This window comes from Hymenobacter radiodurans (assembly GCF_004355185.1).
Classification (GTDB): Bacteria; Bacteroidota; Bacteroidia; order Cytophagales; family Hymenobacteraceae; genus Hymenobacter; species Hymenobacter radiodurans.
Genome location: NZ_CP037922.1, coordinates 371,120 through 392,096, shown reverse-complemented (window position 1 = coordinate 392,096; position 20,977 = coordinate 371,120). Strand labels below are relative to the sequence as shown.

Here is a 20,977-nt window from a genome sequence, read left to right as displayed (position 1 = left end):
GGGGCTTTTTTAGCCCTACTTGCAGCCCTGACGCACTTTTTCTAAACGCTGCATCACGTTCTTAACTACCGTTTCGTTAGTAGTGTATAGGGGCAGGTCGAAGGTGATACTATCGCCGCCTTTTTTCTGACTTTTGATTTTCAGCTCGTAGTAGCTCTGATCGTCGTCATCCGTTTCCCGCTCGTAGCTCAGGCCTGTTACGTTGGCCCATTCAAAGTCGAGCTTCATTTCAAACACGCCGTCCTTAAGCTTCACGCCCCAGCCCGAGTCACCCTTGCTGTAGCTCACCGACACCGGCTGCGACATCTCCACATCGGCTTTGTTATCACGAATTATCTGCTGGGCGTGGCAGCCACTGAGCGCAAACCGCAAGTCCTGATGCGGCTTCTTCGGGTTGCGCATTAGCTGAGTTATCTGCTTGGACAACGCCTGCTTGTCTACAGTGCCAGCTACGTTCTTCGCAACGTTGGTCGTAACCTGCGCCTGGGTGGTGCCAGCCAGCAGTAGCATTACCCAAATCAGTAAGTTCTTTTTCATAGCTCAGAAAGGTTAGCGCGTTTGTTCTGTAGGGTAGGATGTGAGTGGCTAGAGTTGCTTGGTTTAACGAACTCGCTCTAGTCGCGGGGTTTGTATGCTAGCTGATGAAGCGCTGAGCTGCCAGCATCTCCTCATCCGTGCCTTGTTCATCATCTATCACCAGCCCGTCGCGCACCCGGATTACGCGGCTGGTTTGGGCGGCAATGTCGTTTTCGTGGGTTACAATGATGACCGTCATGCCCTCGCGATTCACCTGCTTAAAAATGTCCATCACCTCCTGGGTGGTGTGGGTATCGAGGGCGCCCGTGGGTTCGTCGGCTAGAATGAGTTTGGGTTGGCTGATAAGGGCGCGAGCAATAGCCACGCGCTGTTTTTGCCCCCCAGACAGTTCGCTGGGCAAGTGGTCGGCGCGGTCGAGCAGGCCCACGCGGTCGAGGTATTCGAGAGCCATGCGGTTACGCTCCTTGCGCCCTATTTTCTGATAGTAGAGCGGTAGGGCCACGTTTTCCATGGCATTTTTGAAGCTCAGCAGGTTAAACGACTGAAACACGAACCCCAAAAACTGATTGCGATACTGCGCCGCCCGCGTCTGCGAGAGGTTGCGGTCGATGCGGTTGCCCGCCAGCCGATATTCCCCACTGTCGTAGTCGTCGAGAATGCCCAGAATGTTGAGCAACGTGCTTTTCCCCGACCCCGACGAGCCCATAATACTCACCAGCTCGCCTTCCCGAATGTGCAGATCAATGCCTTTGAGGACGGTCAGTCGGTTGGGACCTACTTCGTAGCTTTTACGGATATCGCGCAACTCAATCATAGCAGGGAGAGCAAAAACCGGGTTAAGTGCCTAACCTAGTAGTGGGCAATACAAAGTAGAATACTTTTCTTCAGATTTCAAAGACACTTTCATATTAATTTATGAATAAGCTCTGATAACCAGCGCCTTTGCTTTTCTAATGCGTGCCGAGTAGCTTGAAAGATGCAGGTAATGGACCAACGGTTGCCTCAGAAAAAAAGAAGCACCGACGAGAGCAACTATATTTTCTATTTCTCTGAGTCTTCATCTCACATTTATCTCGCCTCATAAAATGAATAAGCCAAAAAAGCCCCCCAGCATCACGCTGGGGGCTTTTTTAGATAGGTTGTCATGCTGAGCCTGTCGAAGCAGTAGAAATGCTTCGACAGGCTCAGCATGACAACCTCATTTTCTTGTTTTGCGCATCTTATCTAGCGTCCACCGCCCGACTTGCGAGACTGCATTTCGGCTTGCATTGCCCGCTTTTTGGTTTGGTACTGTTGATATTGAGTCGGCGTGAGTACTTGTTTGAGTTGGCCTTCGGAGCGAGCATTAATGGCTTTCAGGTCAGTCATCAGGGCTGTGCGGTCGGCACCGTGCTTTTTCTGGGCGTCATTCACCTGCTCTACCGTGGAAGTCAGGATGGCGCGTACTTTTACTTGCTGATCGGGGAGCAGTTTTAGCTCATCGGTCATTACGTCGGTCAGGTCGCGGGCAGCACGGCGCTCAACGGGCGCGGCCGGAGCAGGAGTTGGGGCAGCGGTGGTCGTCGTGGGGGCGTTAGGAATGTTCGCCTTTTTGCGACGGGCACAGCTAAACGTAGTGGCCATCAGCAGGGCCAGAGCAAGTAAAAAGGGAGCGGAACGCATGGGACAAAAGGTAGGAGTGTGCCCTGCATACGCGAAAATCCGGCAAATGGCCATCTCCTCCCTCCTACTACGGGTATTTGCCCCTGCGCTACTTACCAGAATCTACTCACTAACGGCCAGCTGCTGCCTCGTTTTGGCACCATTAGCTACCAAACCAGCCTTAATTTCCTGGGCCGTGTAGTGAGCCAGCGCCATAATAGTCAGCATTGGATTGACGCCGCTACAGGCGGGAAATGCCGAGCCATCGGCCACGTACAGGTTACTGACCTCGTACGTTTCGCCGCTGGGTGACAACGGATGCGTTGCGCGCACGCCGCCCATACGGCAGGTACTCATCTGGTGGGCACTGTACAGGCTAAATTGATTCGGTTTCCAGCCTAAGTGCGGCAGTTTTTCCAGCACTTCGGGGTTTTGAACCACGCCATTCTGCGCATGGAGCGTAGGCAAAGTTCCGTGAGGCAAATACACGGTATGCGCCCCGGCCGCTACGTGAATTTCAGCGGCGGCACGCACGCCTCGCAGCATCGTGTTGCGGTCGAAAGCGCTAAGTACGTAGTCGACCAGCGGAGCCCCGTGCTGATCAATTGTCACGCGGCCGCCATCCCGGTCGCGGGTCAGCACGATGAAGTTGCCGAGATGAGCGGCGTTGAGCATTAGCTGCTTATGCTGCTCACCCGATTGCCAAGGTAGCACCATCGCCATCAGGCCCGCGTGGGCGGGGGGCGTTTCCAGCTTCACTCCGAAGTTGGTGCCATCGAGGCGGGTAAAGCAGTCGTTTACTACTGACATGCTCGGCCCATGCCACGGGTTCATCAGCTGTGGATACAGACCTGAAACAGCCACCGTGGGGTGCAGATGCAGATGCTGACCAAGGTGCGGGTGCCGCAAACCGCTGCGCAAAAGCAGCGCCGGCGTCTGGATGGCGCCGCCTGCTACCACCACGCGCCGCGCCCGCACTGTCACGCGTACTTGCTGGCCGTCGGAGGTGGTATGCACAGCTTCGGCGCCAGTAGCCTGGCCAGCTTGCACCGTCACGCGCTCCACGCGGGTATCAGCTAGTAAGCGGGCACCATGGGCGAAAGCTCGGGGTAAGTAGGTGTTTAAAGTGCCTTGCTTGATGCCGTAACGGTCCCCGAGAGTGGTATAGCCAAGGCCTTGAAAGTGCTCCTCTGAATCGGTCAGGCCTTTTTCATTCCTTGGAATCAGCTTTGTGCTCTGCCCCAATTTGGCCGAGCCGTCCAGTAAAGCATGGTTCTGACCATTGTGCCGAGTGTAGTCAGTGTTTACACTCAGGGCGCGGCTCACAGCGTCGAGGCTGTTTTTGAATTCAGCAGACGTAAAGTGAGGTGCCTGGTGCTCCTTGGCCCATTCTTCCAGCACATAATCGGGGGTGCGAAACGAACCGGCCCAGTTGACGGTAGTGCCGCCGCCCAGGCAGCTACCAGCCAACAGTGCTACGCCGCCATCCTGAGTGCTGAGTGCGCCGCGAGCATCGTAGAGTTGGCCCATCATGTCTACTTCGCGCTGGGTAAAGTCGCAGCCGTGGCAGTAGGGGCCTTTTTCGAGTACCAACACGTCGTGGCCAGCCGCAGCCAGCTCCGCCGCCACCACCCCGCCGCCGGCTCCACTGCCTATCACCAGCACGTCGCAGTCGTAGGTGACGTCGGTGGTGGGGCGCAGGGTTTTGAGAGGTTTCGAGGAGTCTACCACGGCATCGGGGAGTGGGCCGGGGTAGCCCAGCGCCGCCCAAGTGGCATTGCCTTTTTCCGCCGATGACGAACCGTAAAAAAGGAATGTGAGCAGCTTGCGCAGCGCATGAAAGCCTTTGCGCAGCTGTGGTACATTACTTCCCGCCCAGCTTTGCAGCATCTGCTGGCGCTGGGCCGCATCCAGACGCACAAAGGGTTTGAGCGGCCCAAACCAAGTGAGTCCTAAAGCTGGGTTTTCCAGCAGCTTCAACAGTTGCTTAAACTCCTGCTGAGCGCCTTCCGGTTGAGCCGAAATAGCAGCAAAAGCTTTGTCGACATCTATGCCCTGGGAACCACGCTGGGCCCAGAACTCTGCCTTCTCAGTTTTGCCTTCAATGCTTGGGATGAATGTATCGGCGAGGGCATTAAGAAGAGCGCGGTGGGCAGGAGTGGGATTCATAATCAATTCAGAAGCAAACGGTTAATCTCGCTGAATGCGGGTCTGAAAATATCGGCATTTTTTCTGATATACTCGGCATGCCGCGTAGTTTGAAGCACAAAAAACCATTCAGCAATAGGGTTTATGCCGGCTTTAAAATGCCGAAACGCATGTGTTGAAACCTCATCATTCTCTACTTCATCTTTCGACTTCTACTATTACTCAACTTGCCATCCTGACGCAGAAAGGACCTTCTCACGCCTGAACGACCATCGTAACAACGACTCGTGCGGGCGTGAAAAGGTCCTTCCTGCATCAGGGCGACAGATGGTTACTGTTTAAGGCCCAGGCTATTGCGTTTCTTTTGGAAACCTAGACTCGCTAAAACCACTTCATTACCATCTCCATCATCTGCTTCACCTTGGGCGTATAGGGCGGGTACAGCAATTTGATCGAGGTTTGCCCGATACGCTGCTTCAACACTGATTTCAGATTGGAGAACGAGTCGAAGCCGTAGCGGCCGTGGGCGCGACCCATGCCGCTATTGCCGAGTCCGCCGAAGGGCAATTCGGGGTGCATAAGGTGGATGATAGTATCGTTGAGGGCAACGCCACCGGCGGGAGCGCGCTTGAGCACGTAGCGGCGGTTTTCGGCGCTGCGGCTGAATAGGTAAAGCGCCAACGGACGGGGCCGGTCGTTGATAAAGTCCACGGCTTCCATGAGGGTGCTATAAGTACGCAGGGGCAGTACAGGACCGAAAATTTCTTCTTTCCAAAGTCCCGCTTCCGGTGGCACTTCGGCCAGCAGCGTGGGCTCAATGAAATTCTCCGACGAATCGACAATCCCGCCCATCTCCAAAACGCCCCCCAGGCGCTGGCCCTCCTCCAACAGCTTACTAACGCGCTGAAAATGATGCTTATTTACAATGCGGGCGAAGGTATTGGACTGTTGCACGCCTTCGCCGGTGGGGTCGTGAAGGCGGCGGGTGGCAGCCCTGATTTCGTCGATTAGCTTGTCGCGAACTTTCTCGTGCACCAGCAGGTAATCGGGGGCGACGCAGGTTTGGCCGGCGTTGAGGAATTTGCCCCACACGATTTTCTCGGCGGCATCGCGAAGGTGGGCGGTTTCGTCTACCAGCACCGGCGATTTGCCCCCCAGCTCCAGCGTGACCGAGGTAAGGTGCTCGGCGGCGGCCCGCATGACTACTTTGCCTACCTGCGGACTACCCGTGAAGAAAATATGATCGAACGGCAGCTTCAGTAAAGCCGTCGACACGTCTTTGTCACCTTCGCACACAACTACTTCGCTGGGGTCGAATACTTCTTCTACCATCTGCCGGATGAGGGCACTGGTGGCGGGCGTCATTTCGGAAGGCTTCAGGATACAGCAATTGCCGGCGGCTAGGGCTGAGGTCAGGGGGTCGACGGCTAGGTAGAAGGGGTAATTCCAGGGGGCAATGATGAGCACCACCCCTTTGGGCTCAGGCTGCACCCAGCCTTTTGTGCCCATCATGGCCAGGGGCGTGCCCACGCGGCGGGTGCGCATCCACTTGGCCACGTGCTGTATAGTGTGCTTCAGCTCCACCTGCGACACGTAGATTTCTGACATGTCCACTTCCTCCGCGGGCTTGCGGAAGTCGGCGTACATGGCTTGCTGAATGCGCGTGCGGTTGTTTTCTATCCACTGGCTCAGCCGGCGCAAGCGCGCAATCCGCTCGCTGGCTCCTTCCCGACGCAGTACTTCGCTGCGGGTTTTGAGCCGCCCAAACAGCTCCGGCAGCAGCGCAGGGTCGAAGGGTGCGGAGGCAGCAGCAATCGGAGTATCAAGAGTTTCCATGCGAGAGAATGAGGCGATGAAGTGCGTCTTCTAAGGTACGGAAATTTGTCGCTCAAGCTAGGTAGGCAGGAGATGCTAGTCAGGCTATAGTTATTCACGAAAAAGCCCCCCAGAAATTTCCTGGGGGCTTTTTACCATTGTTGCACCTAATTTGACGGTCATGCAGCGCAGCGCGAAGCATCTTGCTCGCGGTCGTTGCAGTGGTAGTTTTAACGAAGCGAGCGAGATGCTTCGCTGTGCTCTGCATGACGGCCTTTTGGTATAGCTAACTGTCTCTTAAAGCTTAATTAGCTTACGTATTCACTGTTTCGCCGCCGTTGGGGTGCAAGGTTTGGCCCGTGAAATACGTGGAGTCGTCGGAGGCTAAGAATACGTAAGCGGGGCCTACTTCGGAGGGCTGGCCGGGGCGCTTCATCGTGGTGTCTTTACCGAAGGAGGCTACCTTATCCGGGGGGAAGCTGGCGGGAATAAGCGGCGTCCAGATGGGGCCGGGAGCTACGGAGTTAACACGGATTTTCTTGTCCGCCAATTGCTGAGCCAACGACCTGACAAAGACCGTAATAGCGCCCCTCGTGGACGAATAATCAATAAGCTGCTGATTGCCGCGATACGCGTTGATCGACGAGGTGCAGATGATGGAATCGCCTTCTTTGAGGTGCTTCAAGGCGGCCCGCGTTACGCGCACGAAGGAGAAGAAATTAACCTGGAACGTGTCTTCCCACTGTTCATCCGATACTTCCTTCATATCCTGGCTGGGAAACTGCTCAGCCGCGTTGTTTACCAAGATATTCAGGCCGCCCAGCTCATCGATGGTGCGTTGCACAATTTGTTCGCAGTACTGCCGGTCGCGCAGGTCGCCGGGCAGGGTGAGGCAGCGCTGGCCAGCTTCCTCTACCAACTGGCGCGTTTTATAAGCATCTTCTTCCTCGGCAGGCAGGTAGGTAATAGCTACATCGGCGCCCTCGCGGGCGAAATGCACCGCCACGGAGCGGCCGATACCGGAGTCGCCACCCGTGATGAGGGCTGCTTTCCCTTGCAGCTTTTCGCTGCCTTTATAGTTGGGTCGAATGTATTCGGGCTGAGGCGTCATTTCCTGCTCCTTGCCGGGCTGCTGATTCTGCTTTTGAGGAGGTAATGTCGTGGGTTTAGTTTCCATAGCATATGGTTGATTAGGATAAAAAACTAACAACGCGGCCTGCTACGAAGGGTTATTGTTCAGGTGGCAGAAAGCTGGGGGGCTTTTTGTCGGTTGCTGGGCGGGAACGTTTTGCCAAGTTTCCAATGTAGAAGCCTTAACTACTGGCTTCTGGCTTCACCCATTTACTCCTCTATGCTGCTGACATTTGTGCGCCCGGCAATGCGTTGGGTAGCAGCCCTTCTTTCCGTGGTGCTCTTGCTGGCGGCGCAGTCGGCGGGCACAGTGCCGCCCATCCGGTTGCTGGCGCCTACCCAAACATTTGCCCCCCAGGAGTTCTACATAGCCCAGGTGGTAGATGAGCGCCCCGACCGCCGCGCCGTAGCCTTGTTAATCCCGCCGGCTACCGCTGCCACACTAGCTCCCAAAGCACAAACGGTTGATTTGCAGGGCGGAGGAGCCAGCGCTATGCAAAAGTTTATTCAACAAACCCTTCCGGCCAATAAGCAGCTACGCCCTCTTACCATCCGTTTGCGCGAGTGCAAAGTCACGGAAACAGCTGACCCGAAAGCGCCCGGCCGCGTGGACGGCCGCATTACGATAAAAATGGCCTTCGACTGGCAGCGCGATGGCCAAACCATAGCGCTAACCGAGTATCAGGGCGCGGCCCGCTACGGGCGCCCCGCCGGCCAACTTGGCGTCGTAGAGCCCACTCTGCGCCAAGCGCTGACCGAAGCCATGCGGTACCTGCACACGTGGGTAAAGCAAAATGCCCCCCACAACGCCAAATTGGCTACCGGCGTGCAGGTTTTCTTCACCGATTACACGGAGAATCAGGACACGGATACGCTTTTCTATGACCCCAAGCGCCCCCTCGATTTTTCGGATTTCACAGGCCCTCGCCGCTCGGGGGGAATACGGCGGCCGTGGTGTTTCCCAACTTCGCCTACCAAGGCTCCACGAAGGTGGTGGGGGGCAAAATGCAGCTCCGCATTACGATGAAAACCTTCGTGGTGCGCAGCTCCTCCTGGGTTGCCGACCACGCCCGCACGCCCTACACCCTCAACCACGAGCAGCGCCACTTCGATGTGGTGAAGCTGGTAGTGGAGCGCTTTAAGCAACGGATTCGGCAAGACACACTATCCGTCGATTACTACGCCGGCCACCTGCAGCATCAGTACCTGAAATCTTATCAGGAAATGAACCGCCTGCAGGAACAGTACGATGGCGAAACGGGCAACGGCACCAACGCCGCCGCTCAGACGCGCTGGAACGAACGCATTACTAAAGAGTTACAAGCACTAGGTGTAGTGCAGTAGGCTAGGCAGCAAAAAGCCCGCATCAGTCACGGTGCGGGCTTTTTGCTGGATATGCGTTTGGCTAAAACTAGTCTTTCACTTTGCGCTCACCGTCATCGGCGTCGCGCTTTACTTTGGTGCCGTTCGGGTATTCGGTTTTGCGGTCGCCGTCCTTGTCTACTTTCACGGTGCGACCATCGGAGTACACGGTTTTGGATTCACCGTTTTTCTTCTTTTCCACCTTCACGATGGTCGGGCCCTGGCGGCGAGCTGGCGCCGGAGCGGCGGCCGTAGTGGTGGTCGACTTATCGTCTTCCGCTTCGGCGGCGTATTCTTCGCCAGTGTAATAAGTGGCGCGCTTTTCCTCGTAGGTCATGTAGCGGTCATCGTCCTTCACAATATCCTTGATTTTGGAGTCGGTTTCGCGGTCAATCTCGCGTAGGGCCGTGGTACGGCCGCTGGTATCGGCGGCGTAGCGGGTATCTACTTCGCCCAGTCGGGTGGCGCGGGTGTCGTATACGCGGCGCACCTCGCGCACTTGGGCGGTATCGGTGATGCCTAAGTCGGTGGTGACGCGGTTGGCCACGCGGTTGCCTTGCTCACGGTAGAGCATCACTACGTCGTTATCGGCTACCACGGCCGTATCGGCTGAAGGTGTTGTGGCCGCATCCACGGCGGCTTTTTTGTCGGTATTGCAGGCGGCCAGCGACAGAGCGGCGGCACCAGCGAGAAGAAACAGAGCGGATTTCATGGTCGGGGAACAGAAAATGAAAAATAGGCATTAGCTAATACATTGCCATCGGCCGCTGTACGATGACTGTTGGGCCGAGGTTGGGCCGAGCGAGCCGAAGCGGCGCCACTTATGGCTGTTTATTGGAGCGATTAGCACGTACGCTACGGTAGAAGTCGCTGAGCTTGCTATCTGGTTAATTATTGATTAACAATAAGATACCGCATATTTGCATATTCATCTATTTTCCGCCAAAACAATTATAGTATCCGGCGCTTACGCATCCAGTTAATTTAATTCGTCCCGTACATGTCGCATCAGCATTTTATAATTCACAAGCCGTATGGCTATTTAAGTCAGTTCGTCTGTGAATTAAAAAAGAAGAAATTGCTCGGCGACTTACACGATTTTCCGGAAGGAACGATGGCCATTGGGCGCTTGGATGAAGAAAGCGAAGGGCTATTATTGCTTACCACCGACGGAAAAATGAGCGAATTGGTGCGCAGCAAAAAAATAGAGAAAGAATATTACGCCCAGGTCGACGGAATAATTACGGACGAGGCCATTGCGCAATTACAGCAAGGCGTCGAAATTGGTATTCGCGACGTAAAATACCAGACCACGCCCTGCACCGCATTTAAATTAGAAACGGCGCCGGAATTTGCCCCCCGCACCCGCAAAATCCGCGACGACCGCCACGGCCCCACCAGTTGGGTATCCATCACGCTCACCGAAGGCAAGAACCGGCAGGTGCGCAAAATGACAGCAGCAGTCGGTTTTCCGACCTTGCGCCTGTTCCGGGTGCGGATCGGCGCTATCTATTTGCACGATTTGCCCCCCGGTGCCGTAATAGAACTTGATAGCTTTTACTTGCCGCAACAACAGGAAGAAGTTGAATTGCTGTAACTTTGATGATTCCCTGCCCCGTTTATCCTTTCCTCAGGCAGGTGCTCCCGCGGTTCAGCTTTGTACTAAGACGTTTATGCTTTGTGCTGAACTTTAGTTTTTCGCCATCTGTCTTAAGATGATGCCCTGCTTTGAGCTTCCAGCTCTGCCTCGCATTACAGTGTGTATTACTTAAAATCAAAAAATAAAAATGGCTAGATCACAAGCAACGTTTGGTAAAAAAGAGAATGAGAAAAAACGATTAAAGAAGCGTACCGATAAGGCCGAGAAAAAGGAGGAGCGCCAAGCAAACGCGGTGAAAGGCCAGAGCCTAGAGGATATGCTTGCTTACGTTGACGAAAACGGCAACATCGTTGATTCTCCTCCGGATCCAAAAAAGAAAAAGGTTATTAATCAGGAGGACATCCAGATTACGACCATGAAGCAGGAAGACATGGAGCAGCCCGACGTTATTCGGAAGGGTATTGTGTCTTTCTTCAATGACTCGAAAGGCTACGGCTTTATCAAGGATCAGCAGACCCAGGAAAGCATTTTTGTGCACGCCAACGGGTTGATCAACCAGATCAAAGAAAACGACAAGGTGACCTTTGAAGTGGCCATGGGCCAGAAAGGACCAACCGCCGTTTCTGTTAAATTGGCCGAGGCTTAGCTTTTGATAAAACGATCTACGCCAGCGTACTAACCTTCGGCATAAAAGCGGCCGCAGCTCTAAGGAGCTGCGGCCGCTTTTGCGTTTGCTAGCGCCTGAATAGCGCTGTACTGACTTTGATTGCCTGTCATACGCGTACATATAGTAGCTTAAGTAGGCGGTCATGCCGAGCATTCCGCGCATGACGTTCTATTTTTCATTGATACTTGAATAGGTAGCCTTACCGCTACCGCACTTACGTTCTACCGATGACCACCCAACCGCCCCAGGATTCCGCCGAGAAAGACCCACTCCACCCCCGCAACCGCCACCGCGGCCGTTACGACTTTCCTCAGCTGATCAAGGCTTCGCCGGAGCTGGCGCCATTTGTGGCAGTGAACAAGTACGACGACACCAGCATTGATTTCGCCAACCCCGAGGCGGTAAAAGCCCTGAATCGGGCGCTGTTGAAGCAGTTTTATGGGATTCAGAACTGGGATATTCCGGCCGGCTATTTATGCCCGCCCATTCCCGGACGCGCCGACTACATTCACTACCTCGCCGATTTGCTCGCCTCCGTAAATGGTGATGTGATTCCGCGGGGCAAAAGCATTCGGGTGCTCGATGTGGGCGTGGGGGCCAATTGCATTTACCCTATCATCGGACATAAGGAATACGGCTGGCGCTTCGTGGGCACCGACGTAGATGTAGTAGCTCTACGCATGGCCAAGCAGATTGTGGCCAGCAATAGCACCCTGGCCGGCAATGTGGACATACGCCGCCAGACTTCCTCCACCCAGATTTTCAACGATATCGTCGAGCCTAAGGAGTTCTTCGACCTGACGATGTGCAATCCACCGTTTCATGGCTCGCAAGAGGAAGCTGAGGCCAGCAGCCGGCGTAAGGAGCACAACCTGGGCACTCAAAAAGCCCCCCAGACCCCGCCAACCCAGAACTTCGGCGGCCAAGCTACTGAGTTGTGGTATCCCGGCGGCGAGGCTACGTTTCTGTGGCGCATGGCCCAGGAAAGCACCCTGAGTAAGAGTAATATCTTCTGGTTTACGACGCTGGTATCCAAAAAAGAAACATTGCCCGGCCTGTATAAGTCGCTGGAAAAAGCGGGTGCTACCGAGGTGCGCACCATCAATATGGCGCAGGGCCAGAAAAGCAGCCGCATCGTCGCTTGGACGTTTCTGGACCCTCAGCAGCAGCTGGCGTGGCGGGAGAAGCGCTGGGGGCAAAACCAGCGCAGAAATAAGTTTTCGGCCATGCTTTTTGCTGTTCTGGCGCATCGATTTCCACCCAATGCTGCCAGCTTTCAGCTATTGATAAGCACTCTATTCGTTAGATAAAACCCCTTGCTATTATATCATATTCTTGTTTCGGCCAGCAACGCCAAGTACTGCTAGGGCGCTCTCGCTCAAATGCTTATCTTAGGCTTAATTAAACCCTATTCACTTTAACCATTATCCTTATGAACATCGCCATCCTTAGAAACTGCCTTTTAGTGGGCGCGGTCGTGAGCTTATTTTCGTTTGATGTCCCGGCCGGTTGGCACATAGCCGGCAGCCAGCCCAAAAAGTACGTAATGGGCATCGATGAGGGTGCGGGCCAAACCGGTAAAAAGGCCGCTACCATCAAGTCTATCGAAGCTGAGATTGACGGCTTCGGTACGCTGATGCAGGGTAGCTCCGCGCGGCAGTACTTAGGCAAGCGCGTACGCCTCTCGGGCTACGTAAAGTCGAAGGATGTGAAAAGCTGGGCCGGACTCTGGATGCGCGTCGATCAGGCGGGCGGCACAAAGTCCTTGGCCTTCGACAACATGAGCAACCGCCCCGTGAAGGGTACCACCGACTGGAAGAAGTACGACATTGTACTGGATGTACCGGCCCAGGCCTCCAACATTGCCTATGGCGCCCTGTTGAGCTCAACCGGCCAGATTTGGTTCGACAATCTTAGCTTCGAGGTAGTTGACACAAGCGTACCCACCACCGATCTGCGGCAAATGTCTGCTATGCCAACTAATCTAGGTTTCGAGGAATAATCATCTCGATTTCCGGAAAGCAATGGCACTAAAAAGCCCGCTGAGAACAAGCTTCTCAGCGGGCTTTTTAGTTTGAAGAGCACACAAATAGCAGCAATTTGCTCCCACAGGTCTGCATTCTTGCCTATGTGCCAGACTGGGGGGCAATTTTCCACAGCTCGCCGTCGGCTTCATCGGTCACTACGTACAGCGCGCCGTCTGGTCCTTGCCGCACGTCGCGCACGCGCTGCTTGCGGTCGGATAGCAGACGCTCTTCGCCCGTTACGCGGCCATTCTCGATTTGTAGGCGCACCAGCTCACGGTCTTTAAGCGCACCCACAAATAAGTTGCCGCGCCACGCCGGAAAGGCGTCGCCGGTGTAGAACTGGGCTCCGGACGGCGCAATGACCGGATCCCAATAATACACGGGGTCCACGAATCCTTGTTTGGTGGTAACGGAGTTGGGAACGGGCTCACCTGAGTACTCTTCGCCAAAGGTCACCACAGGCCAGCCGTAGTTTTTGCCTCCCTCAATCCGGTTCACTTCGTCGCCGCCCTGCGGGCCCATATCCACCGTCCAGAGCTGTCCTTGCTCGTCGAAGGCCATAGACTGCACGTTGCGCTGGCCCACCGTCCAGATTTCGGGCAGGGCGCCGGCTTGCTTGGCAAACGGGTTGTTTGGGGCCGGCTTACCGTCGGAGGTGATGCGTAAGGTTTTGCCCATATGGCTATTCATCTGCTGAGCCTGGGCCGTATTTCCTTGTCGGAGCGTTCACCAAGGGTCACGAATAGCAAACCATCTGACCCAAACGCCAAGCGGGAGCCAAAGTGCTTGTCGCCATCGTAAGCCGGCAACGCCCGGAATATCACCCGCACCTGGCTCAGGCTGCGACGGTCGGTGGAGAGTACGCCTTTCGCTACGCTGGTGGCATTGCCTTTATCTCCCCGAGGTTCAGAAAATGACCAATAAATAGTCTGATCTGTGCTGAAATTTGGGCTCAGCGCCACATCGAGCAAACCGCCTTGGCCGCTGGCATACACTGCGGGCAAACCCTTAATAGGGTCGCCTATCTGCCCCTTCGCCGATACAATGCGCAGCAAACCGGGTTTCTCCGTTATCAGCAGGTCGCCGTTAGGCAGCGGCTCCACAGCCCAGGGGTTTTTGAGCCCTTTGGCTACTACTGTTACGTCGAAGGCCACCGTCGATTTGATTTCCTTGGCGCGGGTTTGCTCAGGAAAAGTGGGGCGCTGCTCAGGTACATTGGCCTCCCGGGTTTCGAGCGGCAGACGGTTGATTTGGTCGGAGATCGACGACGTAGCTTCCGTGTTATCCTGGGCCTGCGCGCGCTGCTCCTGGCCAGATTGTTTGCAGGCAGCAGTGAAGCCAGCCAGAAGAATAGCGCAAGCACTCAGTAGGTGGTGTCTGTTCATTAGGCGTTGGTTTAGAAGTATAAAAGTTAGTTTCAGTGCGTGACTTATTCTGTAAGCACAACTCTCGCTGTGCTATTGTTTTCTCAGATGAAAGCGAGGTAAGCAGGGCTTGGCATCAAAGCTTTTGCCTGATACCTTGAAGTGGCGACACGCGGGATGTACCCATTGAGCTTATTTATCTCAACAGCCCTGCTTGTACCTCCTTCGTAGGGCTTACGCAAAAACGGCTGTAGGTTTCTCATCATCAGAATAAAAAGTAGTAAGCTGACTACAACAAGCACAAGCGAGCAGAATAGCAAGCGGCACCCTAACACCCTTGCCTGCTGCTCCTACGCACTCATTTTTACGATGAATCAGCCCTTGATTTGGCTAGATATGTGCACCAGTCGAGTCCAGCTTCTTCTTATACACAAACCCATCCTTTCTGGCGAAATCTTACATGAGACGCGTTTTCACGGCTGCTTTCCTATTCTTATGTCTTACTGCTTGTGCTCCTACGGCCGTCGTTAGCTCCTTCCAGCATGCGAGCCCATTGCCAGCCAACGAGGGCTTTTTGGTTATTAAAGAGACTGAAATAGTAGATGAGCAAGCCAAAGAGTTAGGCGACATCTACATCAAAGACGCCGGCTTAGCGGTAAATTGTTCTTATGAGAAAGTACTAGCACTGGCCACGAATGAAGCCAGGCAACTAGGTGCCAACATGTTGCAGATTTATGAGCACCAAGTGCCTGACATGCGGAGCACCTGCCACCGCATTAGAGCCAAGGCGCTCCGGGTGCCCGATCTGTCGCGCTACGAAAAAGAGATTGTATGGCACCCGTCGCGGCGGCTGAAGCAGGCTGACTTTAAAGGCAGTACCGAAAGCCGCCCTTTCGAGGCCGCTACCAGCAGCAATATTCGCTACAAGTACATGGGCCGGGTATTTCAGGATAACATCCAGCTAACTGTCGAGACTTTTTTTAACTGCCAAGAATCTTATTTCAAAGGCACTCAGGATGTAGCCCACACCTTAGAGCACGAGCAGGGGCATTTTGATATAACCGAAATACAGGCGCGCCGCTTCGTTAAAGCTATTAAAGAGCAGGTAGCCGACACAAAAGAGCTGGAGATCAAGCACGAGACTATCTATCGGCAAATCATCTCGGAGGCCCAACGCATGCATGATAAGTACGACAGCGAAATTTATCCCGACCACAGCAAACAGGCAGCCTGGCTACAACAAATTGAGCAGCAACTGAATGACTTGCAGCCCTTCGCTGACAAGCAAGTAGCCATTAAAGTCCGACTGTAAGGCAGGGTAAAACAAGAAGAGGCTGATACTTTGAAAGTGTTAGCCTCTTCTTGCATGAGAAGATAAAAAAAGCCCCCTACAGCAACAGCACGTCGATGCGGTGAGCATGCACCATTTCCAGGGAAGTTGACCAAGCAAAGACGGTGAAAAAGCCATCCTGCGAGGCTACCAGCGCAACGGCATCGCGCTGATCAAATACAAACTGGGCCGCGGCAAGATGGCGGGTGCCGCCGTTCTGGGCCGGGTGCATATACTTAGCCTCGCTTTCTACTACCGGCTCCGTGAGCACCATTTTATCGACCAGCGCGCTGGATCTGGCGCGAGCTACTTTTGCCCCAAAAGCCAGCAGATGATAGTCGCGGGTGATGATGGTGGCCCCATCGACGGCCGTAAAGCCCCCTACAATCCCGATGGCCCGTTGTACCTCTTCCCGCCACTGCCATTTGGCTTGCTCCTGCTGCCGGATTTCGGCAATACCTGTGTACACGGGCATCACGGGGTACGTCATAGGATGCACAATCGACTCTTGCCACTTCTGCGACTCAGTGGGCACCACGAGTACCAGCCCGCCCCGACCGTGGGCGCGCATCACGGCGGCCAGCTCCACCAGCACGTTATCTAGCTCACCGGCAGCATCCGGTAGTCCTGGGTCGGGCAGAAACTTCTGCAGCGCCGGACAGTCATCGACGGCCGTATTTTCAATATCGACCAGCTGGAGCTGCTCGCCGCGCAGGATGGCCACGTTCACAAACTTGCCGAAGCCATCGGCGCGGCGGTGCTTGGCTACCAGCAGGCCGGGCTCCACTACTTCCAGCACCAGACTCAGCGGCGGCGTGCCCGTGGCGGTGCCCCACACGTAAAGGCCCTCCGCATCGTGCCACACGCCGAGGTGAATCCCGGGCTGCTCCACAGCAGGCGCCAGCTTGAGGAGGTTATACGGAATAAGCCGCCGCTTGGTAAACTCCACGGCCTGGGTTGCCTGCCCAGGCTCCAGCAGGGCCAGCGAAATCTTGGGTGGGTGCCCTTCCTCCCGCCTCAAGCTGGCCCAAAAAGCCACATCAATCATAACCTCCACCAGATGCGCCGACGGCGGTGGCCCCAGGTTGACTGCCTGCTGCGCACTAGCCGCCGCTCGATGCCGGGCAAAGTGCGCTTCAATCATCGGGGCTACCACGCGGGCCGCCAGGTAGGTGGGTTCAGATAGCATACAGGGCAGGTACAGGGCTTTGGAAACAGGAAGCTACTATACGTGCGCCGGCCAATCAACGCCGGGGGGCTTTTTTGGAGAGTACTTCAACTGCTCCGTAGAAGGCAGCCAATCATTGCGCGGGAAAATATCGTAACGCCGACTGACTCATCCTTTCCTGGCCGCCTCCAGAATTTTGGCGGTGGTGTGGAAGAACCGAGTTGTAGTTTGCCGCCCGAGTAGCTTATCCACAAAGCTCGTAGAAGCCGGCGGGCGGCCTTCGATAATGTGCCAGACGACGAATGCTTCCCGATTGGTGAGGTGCACAATTTCCATATCCGCCTTGGGCGAGCGAAGCGGCAGTACCAGACCAGTCGGCGCAGGCTCAGCCAGAAACATCAGGCACAGCCGCACCTCGTCCGTGACCGTGAGGTGGCTGAATGGATTGAGCGCCAGCAGTTGCTCCAGCTCCTCTACGGTGCGCAGAAATACCGGCACTGCGTAGCCCAACGCCTGCTGCAAGTGTTGCTCAATACGCACGCTCAGCAAGGCTCTGTCTTGCTCCGGAGCGTCGAAAAACACATTACCGGTTTGGATGTAAGTACGCACGTCGGTCAGTCCCAGCTCCGTGAAGAGGCGGCGCAAAGCTTCCATTGTCACGCGGTGGCCACCCACATTGATGCCGCGTAGTAAGGCGATGTACGTCATATGATCTGGGGGGCTTTTTTTACAATGGCAAAGATGACTTCATCAAGGTTAAAAAACCCAACCTATGTCGCGCCGCTTAACGTTTAGATAGTGGGGCTATTTTTCCCCATCAAGCCGCTCCCGACTGGCAGCGGCTCTTTTCTCACATACTACCTTTTGCACGTTGAAACCCCTCCTAATTTGCCTGCTGAGTTTGCTGCCCCTGCTGGGTCTGGCGCAGGCTCCCTCGTCTAAAAACCAACTCAGCACCCACATCCTCGACATCAGCACGGGCCAGCCAGCCTCCGGCGTAACGGTACGCCTGCACCAGTACAACGCCACGCAAAAAACGTGGACCACCGTGGCCGAGAAGAAAACCGACGCCGCCGGCCGCATCCCCGATTTTCTGCCCTCGGCCAGCGCCGCCGGCACGCCGGGCACCTACAAGCTCACCTTCGTGACGCAGCCCTATTTCGAGAGCAAGAAGCAACAATCGTTCTACCCCTTCATTGAGGTAGTATTCGAGATTAAGGACGGCGCGCACTACCACGTGCCCATCACCCTCTCGCCCTACGGCTACTCCACCTACCGCGGCAGCTGAGGCCACCCGGTTTCTTAACAAACGCAAAAGCGGCTGAAGCTCCGGAGAGTTTCAGCCGCTTTTGTCGTTTTTGCTGCCTCCAACAGCTTACCTATTCGCGCGCAGCAGCTGACCATTTTGGTACTGATACTTGCCAGCGGGCAATGCAGCTATGGTTGGTTTAACCACCTTATCGTTCTCGTCTCTAACCTGACCTATCACGATTTGTCTATCACGCACCTCAATGGACTGCTGGCAGATGTAATGCTCCTTATCCTCTCCGGCTTCAACATCCTCGGTGCTGCTCGATGAGCTATCCTTCGTGTCCGCCTCGTTAATTGTAACTCGCCAATTCTCGTCGTAGTTCTCTGCTTTGAGCAACAACACTGGCTCCTTGGCTACGCTAATAATAGATACACAACGTGTGGCCCCACCGTTGAGATGTCCAGAGCGCGTCTCTTCCATTCTAATTACAACTACCGGCACACTTGATTTACCTAGCCGCGCAGTGTCCAAGCCAACCGAACTCTGTAAACGGTCTCCTAAACGGTTACCAGTTACGCCCACATAAGTTTCTACCCACCGTTTCGTTTCGCCTGGTGGCTGATAAATGATTCGTATGGGGTTATATCCTACCAGAAAATAGTTTTCAAACACGGTTGTTACCTCTTCGGAATCACTAGCCAGTATGCGCTGCAAATCAGCCTCGCTGAGGTACCGGAACTTCATCGGGCACGGACCCAAGCGAGCACACAAGGAGTCTGGCAAAGGACCGGAATCATCGTATGGAGGCGCCCAGTGAAAAATTTGACAACCAGCGGCCACGGGCTGCCTGTTGCGAGGAATTTCTTTTTCCGCCTTAGCAGCTTCCTGTGTCTGAGAATTACACGTGGTCATTAGTACCGCAGTAAACAAGAATAGAGTAGCAGCGTGCATAGAAACGAAAAAGGTGCTCAAAGCTAAGCAGCTCCAAGCACCTTTTTACCTCTTGCTAACCAGTTATTACATATGAATCGCGCGGTTCTCGGTAGCGGCTAAGCATGCTTCCTTCATAGCTTCCGCATACGTTGGGTGGGCGTGGCTCATGCGGGCTACGTCCTCGGCGGAGGCGCGGAACTCCATCGCGGTTACGGCTTCGGCGATGAGGTCGGCGATGCGCGGACCGATCATGTGCACGCCCAGGATTTCGTCGGTTTCCTTATCGGCCAGCACTTTCACGAAACCGTCGAGGTCCATGGAGGCGCGGGCGCGGCCGGAGGCGCGGAAGGGGAAGGAGCCGGTTTTGTAGGCGCGGCCAGTTTCCTTGAGCTGCTCTTCGGTGTAGCCTACTCCCGCCACCTCGGGCCAGGTGTACACCACGCCGGGGATGAGCAGGTAGTTGACGTGGGGCTTCTGGCCGGCAATAGTTTCGGCCACGAATACGCCTTCCTCTTCGGCTTTGTGGGCCAACATTGCCCCCCGCACCACGTCGCCGATGGCATAAATGCCCCCCACGTTGGTTTGCAGGTGCTCATCGACCTTGATGCGGCCGCGCTCTTCTAGCTCAATGCCAGCCGCTTCCAGGTTCAGGCCCTGGGTGTAGGCCGAGCGGCCCACGGCTACGAGGCAGTAGTCGCCCTCAAACTTCACTTCCTCGCCCTTGGGGTTGGTAGCGGTCACGGTTACGGTGTCGCCCTCGCGGGTGGCGCCGGTTACTTTGTGGCTGAAGAAGAACTCGATGCCGATTTTGCCCAGCACGCGCTTCAGCTCCTTGCCCAGGGCGCGGTCCATGGTTGGGATGATGGTGTCCATGAACTCCACCACCGACACCTTGGCGCCGAGGCGAGCATATACGGAAGCCATTTCCAGCCCGATAACGCCGCCACCAATCACTACCATGTGCTTCGGCACCTCCCGGATGTTCAGGGCCTCGGTGCTGGTAATGATGCGCTGCTTGTCCTGCTGAATAAAGGGCAAAACAGTCGGCTTGGAGCCCGTCGCGATGATGACGTTTTTGGTCTCGATCTGCTGCTCCTCGCCCCCGCCGGTGGGCGTGATTTTGATATGGGTCTTATCGACGAAAGAACCGAGGCCCTGAATCACGTCGATCTTATTTTTCTTCATCAGGTACTGAATGCCGTCCACGTTGGCTTTCACCACGCCGTTTTTGCGGTCAATCATCTGATTCATATTCACCTGCAAATCACTCAGCTCAATGCCGTGCTCCTCAAAGGTGGTGTGAGCATTGTGGTAGTGCTCGGTGCTGTCTAGCAGGGCCTTGCTGGGAATGCAGCCCACGTTGAGGCAGGTGCCGCCCAGCGTGGGGTATTTCTCGATGATGGCGGTTTTGAGGCCAAGCTGGGCGCAGCGGATGGCCGCCACATAACCGCCCGGACCCGAGCCGATAACGGTAACGTCGTATTGGTTCATATTCAGCAGGTGAATTCAATGGAAATCAACGGCCACGAAGGTACGCAAGGCGAATTTGTGAAGAGCTGAAATTGTGGGTTTGTGCATTTATCCTCTCCTGCTATTATATCCTCCCACTTTTGCCCCCCAACCATCTGTCATCCTGACGAAGGAAGGACCTTATCGCCGATGTACGCTTGCGTTTTCTACGGCTGCAAAAAAGCCAGTCAGGATTGTCCACAGCAATCAGCGATTCCTTCTTCGCTCGCGTCCAGCCTTTCAATTCCTTTTCGCGCTCAATAGCTGCTTTGCTTGCAGCATATTCTTCAAAATACAGCAGGTTGTAACAGAAATAGCGCCCAGCGAAAGTCTGGTTACTACCACGATTACTGTAATGCTGCGCCATTCGCTGAGAAAGGCTATTGGTTATGCCGATGTACAAAACCGTCTTGGCCGGGTTAGTGGTGATGTACACGTAGTACGGCATAAGTGTTTGGGTGGAAATGGTTCTGCGTTATAGTTCTAGGGTGAT

22 protein-coding genes are annotated in these 20,977 nt (G+C 55.0%); 8 read left to right on the top strand and 14 right to left on the bottom strand.

The window, feature by feature from the left end; all coding sequences use genetic code 11:
- Positions 1-15: 15 nt before the first annotated feature.
- The 6 genes from EPD59_RS02765 to EPD59_RS02740 all read right to left on the bottom strand — a co-directional run bounded on the left by EPD59_RS02765 (position 16) and on the right by EPD59_RS02740 (position 7,318).
- A complete protein-coding gene (locus tag EPD59_RS02765) occupies positions 16-537 on the bottom strand; it encodes a hypothetical protein (protein WP_133271456.1) in 522 nt (173 codons plus the stop codon).
- Between the two features lie 97 nt (positions 538-634).
- On the bottom strand, positions 635-1,351 hold the full coding sequence (locus tag EPD59_RS02760; RefSeq protein WP_133271455.1) for an ABC transporter ATP-binding protein: 717 nt from the start codon (positions 1,349-1,351) through the stop codon (positions 635-637).
- 410 nt (positions 1,352-1,761) lie between these two features.
- Entirely contained in the window at positions 1,762-2,199 is a 438-nt protein-coding gene (locus tag EPD59_RS02755) for a hypothetical protein (protein WP_133271454.1), read from the bottom strand.
- A 102-nt stretch (positions 2,200-2,301) separates the two neighbouring features.
- A complete protein-coding gene (locus tag EPD59_RS02750; RefSeq protein WP_133271453.1) occupies positions 2,302-4,347 on the bottom strand; it encodes an FAD-dependent oxidoreductase in 2,046 nt (681 codons plus the stop codon).
- A 360-nt stretch (positions 4,348-4,707) separates the two neighbouring features.
- Positions 4,708-6,162 carry an aldehyde dehydrogenase family protein gene (locus EPD59_RS02745; RefSeq protein WP_133271452.1) on the bottom strand — a complete coding sequence of 485 codons (1,455 nt, stop codon included), beginning with the start codon at positions 6,160-6,162 and terminating at the stop codon, positions 4,708-4,710.
- Positions 6,163-6,454: 292 nt separating this feature from the next.
- Positions 6,455-7,318: an SDR family oxidoreductase gene (locus EPD59_RS02740; protein WP_133271451.1), complete on the bottom strand. Its 864-nt coding sequence runs from the start codon at positions 7,316-7,318 to the stop codon at positions 6,455-6,457.
- A gap of 174 nt (positions 7,319-7,492) precedes the next feature.
- Between EPD59_RS02740 and EPD59_RS02735 the strand changes: the two genes are divergently transcribed.
- The gene (locus EPD59_RS02735) at positions 7,493-8,299 is read left to right on the top strand and encodes a hypothetical protein (protein WP_133271450.1); all 807 of its coding nucleotides are present in this window, start codon (positions 7,493-7,495) and stop codon (positions 8,297-8,299) included.
- Complete coding sequence (locus EPD59_RS02730) at positions 8,296-8,616, top strand: hypothetical protein (RefSeq protein WP_165963456.1); 321 nt, start codon at positions 8,296-8,298, stop codon at positions 8,614-8,616. Before EPD59_RS02735 ends, EPD59_RS02730 begins: the two co-directional genes overlap by 4 nt.
- Before the next feature lie 67 nt (positions 8,617-8,683).
- Here EPD59_RS02730 and EPD59_RS02725 read toward each other — a convergent pair whose 3' ends face one another.
- On the bottom strand, positions 8,684-9,346 hold the full coding sequence (locus tag EPD59_RS02725; protein WP_133271448.1) for a T-complex 10 C-terminal domain-containing protein: 663 nt from the start codon (positions 9,344-9,346) through the stop codon (positions 8,684-8,686).
- Between the two features lie 288 nt (positions 9,347-9,634).
- Here EPD59_RS02725 and EPD59_RS02720 point away from each other — a divergent pair, with 288 nt between their 5' ends.
- The 4 genes from EPD59_RS02720 to EPD59_RS02705 all read left to right on the top strand — a co-directional run bounded on the left by EPD59_RS02720 (position 9,635) and on the right by EPD59_RS02705 (position 12,903).
- Positions 9,635-10,231, top strand: a complete 597-nt coding sequence (locus tag EPD59_RS02720; protein WP_133271447.1) for a pseudouridine synthase — start codon at positions 9,635-9,637, stop codon at positions 10,229-10,231.
- Positions 10,232-10,421: 190 nt separating this feature from the next.
- Positions 10,422-10,880 carry a cold-shock protein gene (locus EPD59_RS02715; RefSeq protein WP_133271446.1) on the top strand — a complete coding sequence of 153 codons (459 nt, stop codon included), beginning with the start codon at positions 10,422-10,424 and terminating at the stop codon, positions 10,878-10,880.
- A gap of 248 nt (positions 10,881-11,128) precedes the next feature.
- The gene (rlmF, locus tag EPD59_RS02710) at positions 11,129-12,211 is read left to right on the top strand and encodes a 23S rRNA (adenine(1618)-N(6))-methyltransferase RlmF (protein WP_133271445.1); all 1,083 of its coding nucleotides are present in this window, start codon (positions 11,129-11,131) and stop codon (positions 12,209-12,211) included.
- Between the two features lie 122 nt (positions 12,212-12,333).
- A complete protein-coding gene (locus tag EPD59_RS02705; protein ID WP_133271444.1) occupies positions 12,334-12,903 on the top strand; it encodes a hypothetical protein in 570 nt (189 codons plus the stop codon).
- 124 nt (positions 12,904-13,027) lie between these two features.
- Here the strand turns inward: EPD59_RS02705 and EPD59_RS23110 are convergent, their stop codons facing one another.
- Positions 13,028-13,606 carry a PQQ-dependent sugar dehydrogenase gene (locus tag EPD59_RS23110; RefSeq protein ID WP_262712925.1) on the bottom strand — a complete coding sequence of 193 codons (579 nt, stop codon included), beginning with the start codon at positions 13,604-13,606 and terminating at the stop codon, positions 13,028-13,030.
- A gap of 8 nt (positions 13,607-13,614) precedes the next feature.
- Positions 13,615-14,313, bottom strand: coding sequence for a PQQ-dependent sugar dehydrogenase (locus EPD59_RS23105; protein ID WP_133271442.1), 699 nt, complete (start codon positions 14,311-14,313; stop codon positions 13,615-13,617).
- A 439-nt stretch (positions 14,314-14,752) separates the two neighbouring features.
- Here EPD59_RS23105 and EPD59_RS02690 point away from each other — a divergent pair, with 439 nt between their 5' ends.
- A complete protein-coding gene (locus EPD59_RS02690; RefSeq protein WP_133271441.1) occupies positions 14,753-15,604 on the top strand; it encodes a hypothetical protein in 852 nt (283 codons plus the stop codon).
- A gap of 76 nt (positions 15,605-15,680) precedes the next feature.
- Here EPD59_RS02690 and EPD59_RS02685 read toward each other — a convergent pair whose 3' ends face one another.
- On the bottom strand, positions 15,681-16,811 hold the full coding sequence (locus EPD59_RS02685; protein WP_133271440.1) for a putative sensor domain DACNV-containing protein: 1,131 nt from the start codon (positions 16,809-16,811) through the stop codon (positions 15,681-15,683).
- 147 nt (positions 16,812-16,958) lie between these two features.
- Positions 16,959-17,498: a DUF1697 domain-containing protein gene (locus EPD59_RS02680; protein WP_133271439.1), complete on the bottom strand. Its 540-nt coding sequence runs from the start codon at positions 17,496-17,498 to the stop codon at positions 16,959-16,961.
- Between the two features lie 163 nt (positions 17,499-17,661).
- Here EPD59_RS02680 and uraH point away from each other — a divergent pair, with 163 nt between their 5' ends.
- Positions 17,662-18,078, top strand: coding sequence for a hydroxyisourate hydrolase (uraH, locus tag EPD59_RS02675; RefSeq protein ID WP_133271438.1), 417 nt, complete (start codon positions 17,662-17,664; stop codon positions 18,076-18,078).
- Positions 18,079-18,165: 87 nt separating this feature from the next.
- Here uraH and EPD59_RS02670 read toward each other — a convergent pair whose 3' ends face one another.
- The 3 genes from EPD59_RS02670 to EPD59_RS02660 form a co-directional block, all read right to left on the bottom strand.
- Complete coding sequence (locus EPD59_RS02670) at positions 18,166-18,813, bottom strand: hypothetical protein (RefSeq protein ID WP_165963455.1); 648 nt, start codon at positions 18,811-18,813, stop codon at positions 18,166-18,168.
- Positions 18,814-19,059: 246 nt separating this feature from the next.
- A complete protein-coding gene (gene lpdA / locus EPD59_RS02665) occupies positions 19,060-20,466 on the bottom strand; it encodes a dihydrolipoyl dehydrogenase (protein ID WP_133271436.1) in 1,407 nt (468 codons plus the stop codon).
- 103 nt (positions 20,467-20,569) lie between these two features.
- Positions 20,570-20,920 carry a GIY-YIG nuclease family protein gene (locus tag EPD59_RS02660; RefSeq protein ID WP_317128443.1) on the bottom strand — a complete coding sequence of 117 codons (351 nt, stop codon included), beginning with the start codon at positions 20,918-20,920 and terminating at the stop codon, positions 20,570-20,572.
- Between the last annotated feature and the right edge of the window lie 57 nt (positions 20,921-20,977).